Here is a 17,104-nt window from a genome sequence, read left to right as displayed (position 1 = left end):
ATAAGTTGCTTAGGCACCTACCAGCTCACCATACGTCTCAGCTGACAATAAAGCGTCTAGCTCGGCCGGATTAGCAATGGATATCTTCACCATCCAGCCTTCCCCATAGGGGTCGGAGTTTACGGCTTCTGGGCTTCCTTCCAGGTGGCTGTTCACTTCCAGCACAGTTCCGGAGATGGGGCTAAACAGATCGGATACTGTTTTTACAGCTTCCACCGTACCGAACACCTCATCCTGAGCAACCTCTTTGTCGAGGGTATCAATATCGACATATACAATATCGCCGAGCTCTTTCTGGGCGTGGTCGGTGATGCCGATGTAGGCAACGCCACCTTCTACGCGGATCCATTCGTGCTCTTTTGTGTATTTGAGGTTGGCAGGAAGATTCATAAGAACTGGTTGGAAGGAAAAGATAGCCGCCTAGCGCGGCACTTCAAAAGTACGGTGAAATGGTGATTTAGTGACCGAGTAATTCAGTGCGTTTGCTGCTTGTCTGGCGCAATATGCGCGGATTGAACAACAAATGCACTGAATCACTCAGTCACCAAATTATCTACTGCGATAGGCTGTAGCGTAGCTGTATGCCCCCTTCAGTGGTGGAATTCTCGTAGGAAAGCCCTGCGCGAGGCTTGGTAACGGTGCGCGTGAAGAAGAACTGCAGATTCAGGCGCTGGTTGAGTATATAGTCGATGGTGGGCCGGAGCTGAAGCTGTTTGGTACCATTAGTTGGTAGGCTGTACGAACGGCCAAGATTAGTTTCCACTGCGGGGTTAACGTCGCCATTGGGTAAGTAGGCTGGGTTAACCACATCCTCAATGGTGCGCTGAATAGTCACGTTGTCCCGAATACTTAGGTCGAGACGGGCAGTTAACTCGTTCTTCAGCACTTTCTGCTCCCCACCTACCCGGAAGGGGAGTTTTAGGCGGTTGGTAGCGTAACCAAAGCCAATTACCAGTTCCTGCGTGCGCAGTTCCGTAACCTGCGCGTTGGTGGTGTTGAGGCCCACGGCCCGCTCAGTCCGGAATTCCAAGCGGCCGGTTATCTTCTCCAGCGTCTGGAAATTAACCCCAATGAGTGGTGTCAGACGCTCAGCAATGCTTACCTGCCCAAGCACGTAATAGGGTATGTACTGGCCTGATGCATTAACTAAGGTACTAAACCCTTGTGGCACCGAGGTGTAGCCTGTAGCCGTGGTGTAGCTGGCCACATTGTACACCGAAGAATACGCGTGCGTAAGAGAGATAGAGCGGAAGTAGCGCTTCATGAAAGGTATTTCCGCCAAGCCGTTGTAATCGACGCGCCAGTTGGGAATAGGTAGCTGGGCAAATGGATTGAACTTCTTGGCCTTGTACCCATCCGACGACTTGCCACGATAGGCGTCCAAGAAAGCAGGAATCAGCACATCTTGCGAATTGTAGCCGTAGGATCCTTGGAGAACATTATTATCTAATGGGGCAGTTGCCTGCAACTGTTGCTGCACGAATTGCCGATTACGCAAGAATCGGTCGAAGGACTTGGAAACGGTTCCTTCTTTGGATAAGTCGCCGAACAAAGTTTGAATAGTAACAATGGAGACGCTGAACGAGCCCGACCCAAGCGGGTTGCTGGGGGTAGGGCCTTCTGGCAGCGGCAACAGGGTAGTGTCGTTCACCAGCGTCCGGTAAAATACTTCGCGATTTTGCACCTTTTGCGTCCGGCCCTCCACTTGAATATTGAAGTCGCGGAATGGCTCCAGCGCGGTGCGGTACACAAGATTGCTGGTCAGCAGAGAGCTAAGGGGCGTGTTGAGCAGATCACTTCGGTCAGTGTACCAGCCACGAGAATTTGTGCGCTCGAATAGCTCATTCAAGTCATACTGCTTGCCCAATAGGAACGGCACCCCCGGCGCGTCCCAGTCACTGTTAAGGCCGAAGAACCGGGTACGAGGCAAATAGCCCGGCAGCAGGGTGCCGTTGCTGCGAGTATAGGTGAAGTTCAACGAGCGGGCCGTCATCAGGGAGCGAAGCACCGCTTTCAGGAAACGCAGCTCAGGCCCCTTGGCCGTATCGGCGGGCGCAGCTCCGGCTTGCGCATCGCCGGGGCGGCGCACCACGCCGGGGGCTAATGCGCCTCGGGCACCTGCTTTGTTGGCCTGGCCGGGCGGCGGAGCGTTGTTGATGATGTTGAGGAAGCGCACCTTGTTGTAGAGCTTCACCAAATCAATTTTGCCGTTGGCACTTAACTCGCCGTTGTTTTGAATGGTGTTACCAAGGTTCAAAGGCACGGTAGTAGTGTCGTTTGGGTCGGGTATGCCGTTGATCAGCTGCGGATTAGGCGCCCGCAAGGCCGTAGAAGCTGCTTGCCAGGTGTAGTTGGCCGCATAGCGCGTATCGGCCGACAGCCAGTCGGTGAGCGGGAACTTGTCGAGGGGTAGCCGGTAGGTCAGGGCGACGGTTTGGTTGAAGTTGGTGGTGCGCCCACCGCGGCGGAACAGGTTTTCGCGGAGCTGCTCCCGGTTTTGCCGGGCAATGTCCGAGCCGTCGATTGTGCTGCCAATGCCTTCGTCTACCACGGCGCGGTTGTTGGCCGTGTAGTCAAAGGTCAGGGCCTTGGTAAGCGCCCATTGCAGGTCATAAATGCGGTTGAAATAAAACGACTTCTGGAAAATACCGGGGCCTGCTATTACCGGTATGGAACCGGGTGTGAGGGCACGCTGCAAGAACCGCTCGTTGTAGCGCCGGTCGATGTCGGCGCGGAACGAGAAGCGGGTAGGCAACGGCGTGAAGTTCACTTCCTGCAAAAACTTCAGGTACGGGGAGTCGAGCGCCTTCACTTTCGCCAGGGGCGTATACACCTTGGGCGTATTCTGATACACGTACGCCAGCGCGCCGTTGTAGGAGCGCGTATAGTCCCGGTCGGTATTGATATCGGTGTGGGTGCGCTCGGTATAAGAATAGCTGAGCGCCAGGTTCTCGACATCGTAGGGCTTGGGTTTGCGCTCGGTGTTGGTGCGCTCCTTGCGCACGTTTAGCACGCTAATACTCCGGCTGTTGGTTTGGTCGATAACCTCTTTGCGATAGGCAGCCCGGTCGGCGTCATCCTTAAATTTGCGCAACGACTGGTCGAGCTTGGTATCGGGGTCGAGCGGGTCGTATTGGGGGGCGCGGCTTTCGTAGCCGGCTTGTACCAGCACGGGCACCCGGAGGCCGAGCTTCTCGGGGAAAAACTTCTCTACTGCTACGGTGGCGTTAACGTCGCCCCGCGTGATTTCATCGAGGGAGCGTTGCTGAAGCTTGTCTTGCAAGCCGCCAAACCCAACCGACGTATAGCTGCCCGTGGCCGTGATGTTGGCAAGGTCGGCCAGCTTGGTGTTGAAGCGCGCAGTAGCAGCCCAGCCGTTTTGCCGGTCGAAATCAAATACCCGCAGCTCATCGGCCCACAAGCACACCGACTTGGCGCGGTCGTCATTGGCGGGGTTGAAAATACCAATCATGGCGCCCTGCACCGAGCTGATGTCGGGGTTGCCCACCACCCTGATACTAGAACCGTCGGGGTTGTTTACTATGAATGTACCGGTGTAGGTGGCTGTTCCTTCGTTTACCAACCGGTTGCGCTCGGCTTTGGCGTCGATGAAGCGTTGCAGATCGATATCCACCACGTTCTCATCGGGCCAGATCAGGTCAGTTCTGGTTCTTACCGTGCCATTAGGCGTTATGACCAAGGGCTTGCGGTACTCGTAGTAGTTCTGGTTGTAGTCGGTACCGAGGCGAACGAAGGCTTCCACTTGTCCGTCGCGCACTGAATTATCCTCGCTCTGCGCGTGCAGGAACATGCGCAGCTTTTTGTAGCGCACTAGGTTTAAGCTCAGATTTTTATAAGCCGCCTGCCCGAAACCGTCGCGCAGACCTTCCACGCACAGACGCAGGCTCTGCTCGTTCTGCTGGCGATTCACGGTGCTGGAACCATATTCCTTGTCTCGGGCAATACCAGGAGGCAGCACGTATGGCACAGCTTCCTGGTCGCTGCTGCCGCCGTTTTCTTCCAGGCTTACGGTGCTGATGTTGAAAGCCGCAGCAGTTTCGCCGCAGTTAACGCACGGCACATTAGGGTCGGAAATTGGCCCCAGGTAGCGGCGCCACTGGTTGGCAATGAACTGCGGCTGCACCATTCGCAACACCACCGGATCTTTCCACTCCGTCATTACCAGGCGCATAAACCGGATGGATTTAAAGCTTGGCAGGCCCCCGTCAGCAGGACCTTGTACGCGCGTGTAAGACCGAATCGGAATCCGGACCTGGTACCACGATACCTGCTCGCCGGTGATGTTGTTGTTGTTCGTAACCTTGTCGACGATGTAGTTGCTACCCACCGCAAGTTGGCCTTGCCGCAGGTCTAGTTCGTATTCGAAATAGCGCTCGGTATCGGAAATAACGTTGTCACGGTTTAGGTCTTCCTTGTCGGGGAAGGCAGTAGAGCTGAGCTGGCTGTTTTCCCGGGAATTTCCATCCAGGCCGTTGTATTGCTTGTAACGACCCAAAATCTTCACATCGTTCTGCTCGTAGAAGGGGTCGAGGTGGTGGCGGAAGTTGTCGGATGATGGGTCAGCCCCGAAAGCGGCCCCGAAAAAGGTGGATTCCTCGGTGTCGTCTAAACCATCGATACCAACATCCTGCTGGTTGCGGCCGGCGCTGCTAAAGGCGTCCGTCAGGAACTGTTGCCGGGATACTCTTCCCCAAGGCGTCGGGCGGCTGCTTTGGTCTATGTCGGTGGGGTCATTGGTGGTCGGTAGGCCGTTCTCGAACTCGTACTGGCCGTCACGCAACACGTCTTCCGACACCGAGCCCAGGTTGATCAGCAGTTTACCGCCCTGGTTCTGATCTGCATTGAAGGCCGGGTTTACGCCGTCATCTATTCTCGCATTCTCCCCACTGATAAAGGGGTCCATCATCCAAAACTCCAGATACTCGACGTTGGCATTGTCGAAGTCGGTATCGAAGGTAATCTCGCGTGAGATAGCGCCGAAATTGGTTTCGGGCAGGCCCAACGTTGGGTTATAGTTGTACTGGCCTCGCTCTTTGGGGTAATAGGCGAGGTCAAACGTATACTCGTAGGCATTGTTGACGGCCCCCACGTCGCGGTTGGGGAATATTTCGGTGCGCTGAACTCCCCGGATATAGTGATTTCTGATGTCGGCCGCTCCGATGTTATTGGGCCGGTTGGTACCGCCGGTATAGTAGGTTTGGTCGATGGTGTACCAAGCCAGCTTCGCCCGCTGATACCCTGCCGTGTTGTTTGCCGTAGCATCGAAGTTGGGGAAGGTGCGGGGCGTTGCGCCCAGGCGCCAGGCCACCGCCGAGTTTACGCCGCCCAAGGTGTACGGCGTGCGGGCATTCTCGAAATCGTCGAGATACGACACCCCGTTTTCCCCGTTGCCGAGCTTGGACTTACCGGGTAGCAACTGCGCAAACTCGCCACTGAACGCCACCGACGAGGGTTCCTTAGTGGAAATCAGCGGCAGCATGTCCAGATACTTGGTGAGGGCCCGCGAGTCGCGCCGCATGTTCACGTCGAAACCGTAGATGGTGTTGTTGCCGGGCTCGTCGCCGATGTTCACCCGGTTGATGCCGGGGGCCTGGTTTTCGCGCAGCTGCAAAACGGTAGCCCCGAAGTTGACATCCTGGCTGAGGCGATAGTCCATCCGGACGCCGAGCAGCCGGCGCGGCTGCACCTGCACCACGGCATTTTTCTCGAATTCGATGCGCAGCTCGTTGGCCGAGTTCAGGTAGGCCGGATTCAGGACTTTGACCATCGCCTGGTCGTAGAATACCTGATAGTCGGTTCCTTCGGTGAGCAGCACCGACCCGGCGTACACCCGCACCGAACCTTGCGCAATGCCCAGGCCGGGCAAGCTGATTTCGTTGGTGGCCGTAGCCTGGAACCGGCCGCGGATTAGAAACTTGTCTTTTTCCTGCCGCTGCTGCGCATCGCTCTGTACTTGCTGGTACAGCTCCTGATACACGTACCGCTGAATTAAAGGCCGCTCGTCGACGGTTACCGTGTCAAACTGAGTACGCAAGTAACTACCAAAGGGCTCTACCACCGGGAAGATGATTTTGCCTAGCTCCGGGTCGATGGTGATGCCGGGGAAGTAGTCGAAGTTACCGTCAGGATTACGGTCGTTGTTGGGGTTGACGTTGTCGAGGTTGAGCACCTCAATCAGCGGCCGGTTAACAATTTTTACCCCTTCCTTGAGCGAAACAATGTCTACTCCCGTTTGGTCGTCTTTATAGATGATTTGCAGCTGAAAGTTGTCCCGGTTGAGCTGCGAAGCATTCAACGAGTACACGTTCTTCATCATCAGGTCCCAGGTCGGCAGGTTCCGCGTGAGCAGGTTGGGGTTGTTGGTGGCCGAATTAGTATTGTACCGCGGGGTATTGATGGTAGGGTCGTTCAGGTTGACCAAGCCCACCGACGGATTGGTGGACTTCAGCATCTTCATGAAGATAACCTGGTCCTGGCCCACGTTGGAATAGTCGTCTACCAGTTCCCCTACTTTGTAGGTCCTGCCGTTGTAGAGGTACTCGTAGCTTACGCTCAATACCTGCTCCGGCAACAGCGACGTGTTCAGGGAGAGGTAGCCCAGCTGCGCGTTAAACGTGTACTCGCGGGAGTCGAGCTTGCGGGCCCGCACGTGTTCGAAGTCTACGTTCTTAGCTAAGGCCGGCTTGTTCGGAGTTAGTGTACTCAGGAAATTATCGACGGTCAGTTCACCCCGGGCCGTGCTGCCACCAGCAGTTATTGCACTGAACTCGGTGTTGCTGGTGTTGCTGGCCGTAGTGGGCGGACTAGGTAGCAAGAAGCCTTGGCGGTACACGCGACGCGGCTCACCTAAGTCCATCAGCGCCACTACGTTGCGCAGGTTGTCAGTCTGGCGGTTATCGTTGGTGATATACACCTCCAGACGCCGGATTTCAATGCCGCTCTGAACGGTAGGCAAGTTTTTCAGCGCCTGGTCGTACCGGTCGCGGAAAAACTGGCTTAGGAAGAAGTGCCGGTCCCGCTCGTACTGGCTGGCCTTGAGCTCAAACTGCCGGCTCTGGCCGCCGTTTTGCACCCGCACCTCGTCGGCCTGGCCCCGCAGGTTGCTGGCCACGGCCGTCACGGCCAGGCGCCCGAATTGGAGCTGCGTTTTTACCCCAAACAGGTTTTGCCCGCCCTGAATCAGCGAGTTGTTGAGGGGCAAGCTGACGTTGCCAAGGTCTATTTTGCGGATAATGTCGGTGTCGAAGCCCGTGTAGTCGAGCTTCATGTTGTTATCGAACTCGAACGCCGCCTTGGTATCGTAGTTGAACGTTAGGCGCAGCTTTTCCCCGATCTGCCCGGTTAGGTTCAGATTCAGGTTCTGGTCGTACTGAAAATCGCCGACGCGCTGCTGACGCAGTGTGAGCGTAGGATTTTGGTTGCGGTTGAAGCGGGCACCCATGCGCAAAGTCACGGCGCCAGCTGGCCGGATATCAACGTAGCTCCCCCCAAAAATACGGTCGGCCATGGGGCCGAGGTAAATTTTAGGGATAAGGCGGCGCACATTGGCCGTACTAGAGTCGCCGGTGACACCACCCGCCGAACGATTTCGGAAGTAGTCTCGTATAGCCTGACGTTGCTGCCACTCCGAGTATTCTTTGAAGCTGAGGCGGCTAGGGTCGCGGAAGTTGAACTCCTGCCCTACCCGCTCTTCGACATCGAAATACTCTAGGCTGTCGTCGGGGGTGACTTGCGGCTTGATATTGGAAGGCAAACCCAGGATCAGCGGCGACTGACGCCGCTGGGGCGAAAACGGAGTACCAACCCGGTCGGCCGGTGCCACTCTGGGCCGGCGACTAGGACGGTAGCGGCTGGTGTCGGGCACGACGACGCGCGGAGTGTCCGGCGTAGGCATCAGCCACGGCATTGCTCCTTGGGTAGCAACGCCTGGTAGCCAGGAAGCCCACAATTGCCGCATGGCAAAAGTGGAATCTCCCATCGACTCGGCTCGCGACCACCAGGCCAACAACGACACGACAACAACCACGGAGGCGGTGAGGGACTTCTTACCGGAGTTCAAGTGTTACAAATGAAAATAGATACTGGCAGCCTAAAAACGCTAATTCGACTTAAGAGCAAACTTAATCAATTCCTCCACGCTCAGGTCGTTACCGTGCTTGTTTTGAATCTGATCCAAGTTCTTTTCGGCAGCCGACCGGGCAAAGCCCAACGTTACTAAAGCTGACAACGCTTCGCTGCGGTTGGTATTGTGCGTCCGGGCCAACGGAACGGTATCTACGCCGGCTTTGGCCAACAATTCATCTTTGCGTAACCGGTCGCGCAAATCGATAATGACGCGTTGCGCCGTTTTAGGTCCCACGCCCTTAATACTCTGGATAGCCCGCACATCCTCGTTGATGATAGCATGGCGAATTTCACCTACGCTCATGCTACTCACCATCACAATGCCCGTGCCTGGCCCAATGCCCGACACCGAAATCAGGTGCAGAAACAACGCCCGCTCATTGGGGTCTAGGAAGCCGTAGAGCGTATGCGCATCCTCTTTGATGTGCTGAAACGTGTAGAGCTTGGCTTTTTCGCCTTCCGCCGGAAGCTTACCGTAAGTAGCCAGCGAAATCTTGATTTCATATCCAATGCCCTGCACGTCGAGAATGGCTTGGGCATGATCTTTATAAGCGAGTAGGCCTTCGATGTAGGCAATCATGCGGTCAGGAAATAAAGTAAGAAGTGATAAGTGAAACGCCGAAAGTTGCGTTTTCTATCCCAAAAATACTGGCATTTTAAACTAAATAAATTGGACATCTACAGCCTCTTCGCTTCCTTTAGTTGAGGTCAGACCTGCTGTGCATCAACGACGGCAATGGCCGCCATATTCACGATTTCACGCACCGAGGCGCCAAGCTGCAGAATGTGTACCGGCTTGCGCATTCCCATCAGCACTGGCCCAATTACCTCGGCGCCTCCAATTTCCTGGAGTACTTTGTAGGCAATGTTGCCGCTAATCACGTTGGGGAAAATGAGCGTGTTGGCACCGCCCTGTTCAGCCAGCACCGAGAAGGGATATTGCTCTTGCAGCAATTGCGGGTTGAGGGCCGTGTTGGCTTGCATCTCACCGTCCAAAATCAGGTCGGGGTAACGGGCTTTGGCTAGTTCGGTGGCGCGACGGGCCTTGTCGGGCAGCTCACCGGGGTTGGAGCCGAAGTTGGAGTAGCTGATGACGGCTACCCGCGGCTCGGTGCCAAAAAACCGTACAGCTTGCGCCGTAAGCCCGATAATGTCAACCATTTCCTCGGCAGTAGGGTCGATGTTGACGGTGGTATCGGCAAAGAAGTACGGGCCTTTCTTGTGCTGAATGATGTACATCGAAGCGACGCGCTTCACTCCGTCTTCCACGCCAATCACGCGCAGCGCCGGCGAAATGCTTTTGCTGTAGTCTTTGGTGAGGCCGGTAATGAAGGCGTCGGCGGCCCCGGTTTCCAGCATCATCGCGCCGTAGTAGTTCCGCTCGCGCATCAGGCGGCGGCTTTCATAGAGCGTGACGCCCCGGCGCTGCCGCTTACGGTAAAGCAGCTCGGCATACTCGGCACGTTGCTGGTCTTCTTCCAGAATATCAATGATTTCGCAACCTGTCAAGTCGAGGTTGTTGGCCTGCGCAATGGCCGCCAGCTTCTCGCGCGGTCCTAGTAGAATCGGCTTGGCAATACCCTCGTCGTGCAGGATGGTAGCGGCTTTCAGAATCTTGTAGGTGTCGGCTTCGGCGAATACCACGCGCTTAGGATTGGTGCGGGCCGCCGACGTAATGCGGTTCATCAGCTTCTGGTTCACGCCCAACCGGCCGCGCAGCTCATCTTCGTAGGCCGTCCAGTCTTCGACGGCGCGGCGGGCCACTCCGCTCTCCATAGCGGCGCGCGCTACGGCCGGGCTGATGGCCGTAATCAGGCGTGGGTCCAGGGGCTTCGGAATTAGGTAGGTACGGCCGAAAGCCAGGGTGTTGTCACCGTAGGCGCGGTTCACCATGTCGGGTACGGGCTCTTTGGCTAACTCGGCCAGGGCCTGTACGGCGGCCAGCTTCATGGCTTCGTTGATTTCGGTGGCCCGGACATCGAGCGCCCCCCGGAATATATAAGGAAAGCCGAGTACGTTGTTAACCTGGTTGGGATGGTCGGAGCGACCCGTCGCCATGATGATATCGGGACGAGTAGCCATGGCCAGCTCATAGCCAATTTCCGGGTTGGGGTTGGCCAGTGCAAACACAATAGGGTTGTCGGCCATGCGCAACAGCAGCTCGGCGGGCAGCACGTTGGCCGCCGAAAGGCCCAGGAACACGTCGGCATCCTCCATGGCCTCGGCCATGGTGCTGATGGAGCGCGAGGTAGCAAAGTGCATTTGCAACGGCGCCAGATCAGTACGGGCCTCGTTGATGATACCGTCTTTGTCGAACACCACCACGTTTTTCAGCTGCAAGCCCAGAGCCAGGTACAACCGCAAGCACGATACGGCCGCTGCTCCGGCACCACTGACCACCACCTTGATTTTGCTGATGTCTTTTTCAACCAGTTCTAACGCGTTCAGCAAGGCGGCCGAGGTAATAATGGCCGTCCCGTGCTGGTCGTCGTGCATGAGCGGAATGTTCATCTTCTCGCGCAGCTCCGTCTCGATGCGGAAGCACTCGGGGGCCTTGATATCCTCTAAGTTGATGCCACCAAACGTGGGCTCCAGAGATTTTACAATGCGGATAAACTCGTCGGGGTCGGTGGCATCGATTTCAATATCGAAGCAGTCGATACCGGCAAACTTCTTGAACAGCACGCCCTTGCCTTCCATAACAGGCTTGGAAGCCTCAGGACCAATATTACCTAGCCCCAGTACGGCCGTACCGTTGCTGATAACGGCTACTAGGTTGCCCTTGGCCGTGTATTTATAGACATCATCTTTGTTGGCGGCAATAGCCAAGCAGGGCTCGGCAACCCCCGGCGAGTAAGCCAGCGCCAGGTCAAGCTGCGTGCTGACGGGCTTGGTGGGGACTACTTCAATCTTGCCGGCGGGATTTTGAGCGTGGTAATCGAGAGCGTCCTGTTTGTTGATTTTGAGCATGAGTGGGTTCCTGGGTGAGAAGCCGTATGTGGACCTACAGCTCAGGCAAGTTGGGGCGAAATCAGCCGGAATCAAAGTTTAGGCTCGTTATCAGCCCCAAAGAAAGTGCTCGTTCAGTGAGCTACTGAGGCGCTGTTGCCAACAAATGAGAAGCTGAAATTATATCGAAAAAGGCTGCTGTTTGTGCGCATAGCGGCCCTCGTTTCTTGGTCCCAAGAGTAAGTATGTCATAGTGGCGCCTACCCCGAGAGTAGTTGCGTGCGCCAAACGCAAATCTACATTCGCACTTAAGTTGTGCGCAGCAAGTAAGAGCGGTTATCAGCAAACAATGGGCCTACTGTAGCGGCATCTGTCATGTAAGAACTGGTATATAGTAGAATAATTCAATTGAGGCGCGATACCCGTGTTTTTTCTTAACCACTTCTATATTTACAGAACAGGCACGACGAGGTAAGAGAAACTAAGGAAAAGCGTATTTACTAATTGATGTGAGAACGTTCCCGGTAACGATTGCATAAATAAAAGGACCGCCCCATCTTCTTAAATCAGTGGCATCCTATTAAAATTAGTGAGTCAATCAATAAGCTGACAATCCAAATTCTGCTACTGGTTCATCTGAGGGGTATGCGAGGGCTGCTGGCTTCTCATAGAAGCCTTATACGAATAGCTAGTAGTCCAATTGACGAGCGTCTTTCAAACATGTTTTCAAATTTCCCACGGTTATATCAACAACCATGAAAAAACAACTACTGCTGTGGCCGCTGATGATTAGTGCGGCATCTACAGCGTGGGCTCAGCAGCAACGGAGCATTTCCGGGGTTGTAAAATCAGAGAAAGGCGAAGGGTTGCCGGGGGTAACGGTGGTGGTGAAAGGCACCACGGTTGGGGCCTCTACCAACAGCGACGGTACTTTCCTGCTAGCAGTGCCCGCCACCGAAAAGAACCCCACTATCCGCGTTAGCTACATCGGCTATGTATCGCAGGATGTAGCTGTTGGCGACCGTGCCCAAGTAAGCGTAACGCTGGTAGAAGATACTCAGACACTGAGTGACGTTGTGGTCATCGGCTATCAGGCGGTACAACGCCGTGATGTGACTGGCTCGGTATCGTCGGTGAGCGCGCAGCAGATTAAGGATATTCCCGTCAACTCAGCGGCTGAAGCGCTAACTGGTCGTTTAGCTGGTGTGCAGCTTACTAGTGCCGAAGGAACGCCAGGCAACTTGAACGTTCAGGTGCGCGTGCGGGGCGGAGGCTCTGTAACGCAGGACAACTCGCCGCTGTACGTAGTAGACGGTATTCAGATTGAAAACGCGCTGAGTGTCATTGCCCCTCAGGATATTGCTTCTGTCGACGTTCTGAAGGATGCTTCTGCTACCGCCATCTATGGTGCACGTGGGGCCAACGGGGTAGTAATTATCACTACTAAAAAGGGCCTTGAAGGTCGCACAGTAGTTAGCTACAACGGTTTTGCCGGTTTCCGCCGTATTACTAAAAAGCTGGATGTCCTGAAACCTGACGATTACTTAAACTATCAGTACGAACGGTCACGGCTCATTGGTAATGCAGCGGGTGGACTGCCAACCTTCAAATCTTTATTTGGCAGCAGCAACTTTGCCAGTGATACACTATTGCGGGCACGCAATGCCCCTTTTGTTGACTGGCAGGATGAGGCATTCGGACGGGACGCTTTTCAGCAGACGCACAACGTATCGATAGCAGGCGGGGTGAAGGGCACTACTTATGCGCTCAGCTTAACCCGCAATGAAGAAGATGGTATTCAGCGCGGCTCCGACTATGTCCGTAACCTTATAAATTTTCGGTTCGACACCAAGGCGACGGAGAAGCTACGTCTCGGCTTGAACGTGCGCTTTAATGACCAAGGCACCAATGGAGCCGGTACTTCAAGCAGTGGTTCCAATACCACCTCGCGCCTTCGAAATGCCGTGCAGTATCAGCCAATGTTGGCTCTCAGGGCGAATGGTGACGTGCCCGACCCAAGTACGTTTGACCCAGAATTCTTCGCTACTTCCTCGCTTGTTAGTCCCATCGTTGCCATCGACAACGAGTATCGCAATGACCGGGGACAGACCGTAAATGTTGGCGCTAATGCCTCGCTGGATCTAGCAAAAGGGTTGGTATTCCGCACCACGGCGGGCTTCGACATTACGAATACCAACCTAAGAACTTTCAATGGTCGGTACTCGCCTACCATCCGGCAGGCTTCAGGTGGCTACGCCGAATTGCCTTTCGCCACTATCACCACCGCAAGGCAGAATACGCTCAACAACTCCAACGTTCTGGACTACAGCGTAGAAAAGGGAATGCATTCCATAGGATTGCTGCTTGGAGAGGAAATATACCAGCAGCGCAACACGCAGCAGTACATTCAAACCAACTTCCTACCCGTTGACATCACTGCTGAGCGCGCTTTAGCAAACATCAACCAAGGAGTACTTCCTGCTGGCCAGACCTCGCAACCCGTCCTACCAAGCACTAGTATTCCGCAGGACTACCGCTTGCTTTCCGGCTTCACCCGCGTAACCTATTCCTACGACGACCGCTACCTGTTTACGGGTACGTTCCGGGCCGACGGCTCTTCTAAATTCCGTCAGGGCAACCAGTGGGGCTATTTCCCTGGTGCTTCGGTAGCTTGGCGTATCTCGCGTGAGAACTTCTTTAAAGGGTTGCCTGCTGTTTCGGATCTGAAGCTGCGTCTTAGCTACGGTCAGGCCGGCAACAACCGTATTGCTGACTTCCAGACCGAGTATTTGTTCCAAGCAGGTAGCGCACCTTACGCGCTGAATCATAGCATTGTGTTAGGTTCGGCACCTAACATCTTGCGCAACCCGGATTTGAAGTGGGAAGTAACTACCTCCCGTAACGTAGGGGTTGACTTGGCGCTGCTCGACAACCGCGTGCAGTTTACGGCCGACGCCTACTACAACACCACCAGCGACCTGCTGATTAACCGTCCGATTCCATCTGTTCTCGGCTACCTCTCGCAGTTGAAGAACATCGGTGAAACATCAAACCGCGGGGTAGAATTGCAACTGACGGGCACCATTATTCAGAGCGACAAGTTCACCTGGACAGCTACGGCCAACACTTCGTTCAACCGCGGCCGTATCGAAAGCCTCGGTGACGGGCTAAGTGAAATCTCAGGTATTGCTTCTGGATGGGCTGGTACTGCCCTGAACCAAGACTTCGTAGCGCGGGTAGGGCAGCCAGTAGGGCAGATGTTTGGCTACGTGACTGACGGTTTCCTCACCGCTGATGACTTCACGGCGTACGTTCCGGCTACTACGGCTGGTGGCCTCGGTACTTGGACTCCTAGAACCGATCAGCCTTTACTCAACAACCTAGGTCTGATTGGTGAAACCGCCTTCCGGCCGGGCTTGATCAAGCTAAAGGACTTGAATGGTGATGGCAGAATAAACTCTGATGATCAGACTGTAATTGGTAACGCCAACCCTAAGCTTGTAGGTGGCTTCAACCAGCAGTTCACCTTCAAGAGCTTCGACGCCAGCATCTTCCTAAACTTTGTTCTTGGCAATGATATCTACAACGCCAACAAGATTGAGTTTACTTCGAACACAGCCAATACAGCATTCAACAACGTGCTCGATGTGATGGGCAACCGCTACCGCACTATCAGAACCGATGGTAGCCTCATTACCAGCCTAGATGAATTGCGTGAAGTAAACCAGAACGCCGATATCTGGACGCCTACTCGTGCTTACTTCATGCACTCGTGGGCTGTTGAGGATGGCTCGTTTCTACGCGTGAACAACCTAACCCTGGGCTATACGCTGCCCAAAGCATTGACAGTTCGGGCCAAAATTGCTACTGTACGCTTCTACGCGACGGCAAACAACCTTCACACCTTCACTAAATACACGGGTTATGACCCGGAGGTAAGTACCCGTCGTTCTTCACCCCTAACTCCGGGTGTTGATTATGCTGCTTATCCGCGTAGCCGGGCATTCCTCTTTGGCGTGAACTTGTCTTTGTAATCCCATCTGCATCCTCGCATTCTATATGAAATCGTTCATTTCTTTCCGAGCCGCGCTGACCGCTGTAGCGGTAGCTGGTGCCACTGGTTTGGTGTCTTCCTGCAAAGACTACCTCGATGTGGAGCCCGTTGCTCTGAACACGACAGCCTATACCTTTAGCACTGTAGACGGTGCCACGGCTGCTATTATTGGAGCTTACGACCCTCTCTCCGGCGACCAAGGATATGGCACGCGCCTAAGCATGTACTTCCCTTACGATACCGATGAAATGATTGGTTCGGCAGGTGCTGCTGACGGTGCCCGACGTAGCATTGCTCGCTACACTTCATTGCCAACTAACACCGAGATTACCAACCCTTGGAACCAGTTGTACCAGGGCGTGGAGCGTACCAACATCTGTATTCAGCAGATTCCGCAGATGACGCTTTACAATGGTGGTACAGCAGCGGACACAGCATCTTTGCACCGCCTGCATGGCGAAGCCTTAACCCTGCGCGCGCAATACTACTTTGAACTAGTGCGCAACTGGGGTGATGTGCCAGCACAGTTTGTCCCTTCTTCTCCAGATCAGGACTTTAACCTACCGAATGCCGACCGCAACGCCACACTTTCTAAGCTGATCGATGATTTGCTCTTAGCTGAAAAGCTTGTGCCTTGGCGCTCGAGAGCGGCTACACCCAATGAGCGCATCACGAAGGGAGCAGTAAAGGCTCTGCGGGCTCGCATTGCGTTGTTTCGGGGCGGTTACTCGCTGAAAGGCAAACAAATGCAGCGTCCAGCCGACTATCTGGACTACTACCGCATTGCGCGGCAGGAATGTGCTGACTTGATGGCTAACCGTGGCGAGCACACACTAAACCCCAGCTTCTTGGAGGTTTTCATGAGCATCAACCAATTGCGGTCAGAGTCGGCAAATGAAATTATGTTCCAAGTAGGCATGTCTACGGCCACAGTGGCCTCAGGCAGTAAACTTGGCTACTACAACGGTCCGCGCCTACGCAACGCCAACGGCACTTTTGGCTCCACACAAGGAGCTGTTACCATTGCCCCACCTTACTTCTACGCCTTCGATTCGACCGACACCCGCCGCGCCGTTACAATCACAACGTATGAAATTGGCGAAAGAAGCAATTTCCAGTCGGGTGTAGCTCTCAGCGCAATTACCGACGGTAAGTTCCGCCGCGACTGGCACTCTCCACCCGTAACCGGTACGGTAAACTACCTAGACTACAACTGGCCAATCATCCGGTTTGCTGATGTACTGCTCATGTTTGCTGAAGCCGATAATGAGCTAAACGGACCAACTCCTGCTGCTCAAAACGCGCTGCTGGAAGTTCGTAACCGCGCTTTCGGTGGCAATAGTGCGCTAGCACTATCGACTCTGGGCGCTGGCTTCAACGCTAGCAAGGCAAGCTTCTTTAACACAATTGTTAACGAACGGTATTTAGAATTCGGAAGTGAAGGAATTCGCAAATACGACTTGCTGCGCTGGAACCTACTTGAAACAAAGTTGAATGAGGTGAAAGCCAACATCGAGAAGATAGCAAGAGCCCAAGCCCCTTACCAGAACGTGCCGCAGTATATGTATTACCGCACGCCCTCAGCTAATGCCTTGCAATGGACCCGCTCATTCTTCCGCCCTTCGCCTGCCAATACCACTGCTCCATCAGGTACAGTACGCGTAAACTGGCGTCAATCTATTGATGCTGCTTATGTGGCTAACACCCGGCCCACAGGCATCCGAGTGGCCATTGGTACTACTACAGCTACTAGCACGGGTACTGGCTTGGCAGCCGAGTATGTGCCTGGCATGGGCAAAGAACTGTTACCTATTCCACAGAGTGCTATCAGCGCTGACCCAGCATTGATACAGAACGAGGGTTACTAGCCAGCACCGCTTATTCTTTTCTCTTTTCATTAAGGGCCACGATCTTCTCTGAAGGTCGTGGCCTTATTTTTGGAAACAGTATAGCTAT

6 protein-coding genes are annotated in these 17,104 nt (G+C 54.6%); 2 read left to right on the top strand and 4 right to left on the bottom strand.

The window, feature by feature from the left end:
* Positions 1-9: 9 nt before the first annotated feature.
* From gcvH to VF639_RS19190, 4 genes are all read right to left on the bottom strand, one after another.
* Positions 10-390 carry a glycine cleavage system protein GcvH gene (gcvH, locus tag VF639_RS19205; RefSeq protein WP_331147558.1) on the bottom strand — a complete coding sequence of 127 codons (381 nt, stop codon included), beginning with the start codon at positions 388-390 and terminating at the stop codon, positions 10-12.
* A gap of 163 nt (positions 391-553) precedes the next feature.
* Positions 554-8,080, bottom strand: coding sequence for a T9SS outer membrane translocon Sov/SprA (gene sov / locus VF639_RS19200; RefSeq protein ID WP_331147557.1), 7,527 nt, complete (start codon positions 8,078-8,080; stop codon positions 554-556).
* Positions 8,081-8,119: 39 nt separating this feature from the next.
* Positions 8,120-8,725 carry a Holliday junction branch migration protein RuvA gene (ruvA, locus tag VF639_RS19195; protein ID WP_331147556.1) on the bottom strand — a complete coding sequence of 202 codons (606 nt, stop codon included), beginning with the start codon at positions 8,723-8,725 and terminating at the stop codon, positions 8,120-8,122.
* Positions 8,726-8,853: 128 nt separating this feature from the next.
* The gene (locus VF639_RS19190) at positions 8,854-11,115 is read right to left on the bottom strand and encodes an NADP-dependent malic enzyme (protein WP_331147555.1); all 2,262 of its coding nucleotides are present in this window, start codon (positions 11,113-11,115) and stop codon (positions 8,854-8,856) included.
* A 734-nt stretch (positions 11,116-11,849) separates the two neighbouring features.
* Between VF639_RS19190 and VF639_RS19185 the strand changes: the two genes are divergently transcribed.
* Entirely contained in the window at positions 11,850-15,128 is a 3,279-nt protein-coding gene (locus tag VF639_RS19185) for a SusC/RagA family TonB-linked outer membrane protein (RefSeq protein ID WP_331147554.1), read from the top strand.
* A gap of 25 nt (positions 15,129-15,153) precedes the next feature.
* A complete protein-coding gene (locus tag VF639_RS19180) occupies positions 15,154-17,016 on the top strand; it encodes a RagB/SusD family nutrient uptake outer membrane protein (RefSeq protein ID WP_331147553.1) in 1,863 nt (620 codons plus the stop codon).
* Positions 17,017-17,104 lie beyond the last annotated feature (88 nt).

Source organism: Hymenobacter sp. (assembly GCF_036387835.1).
GTDB lineage: Bacteria > Bacteroidota > Bacteroidia > Cytophagales > Hymenobacteraceae > Hymenobacter.
The sequence above is the reverse complement of the archived record's forward strand: the minus strand, read 5'-3'. Positions and strand labels throughout refer to the sequence as shown.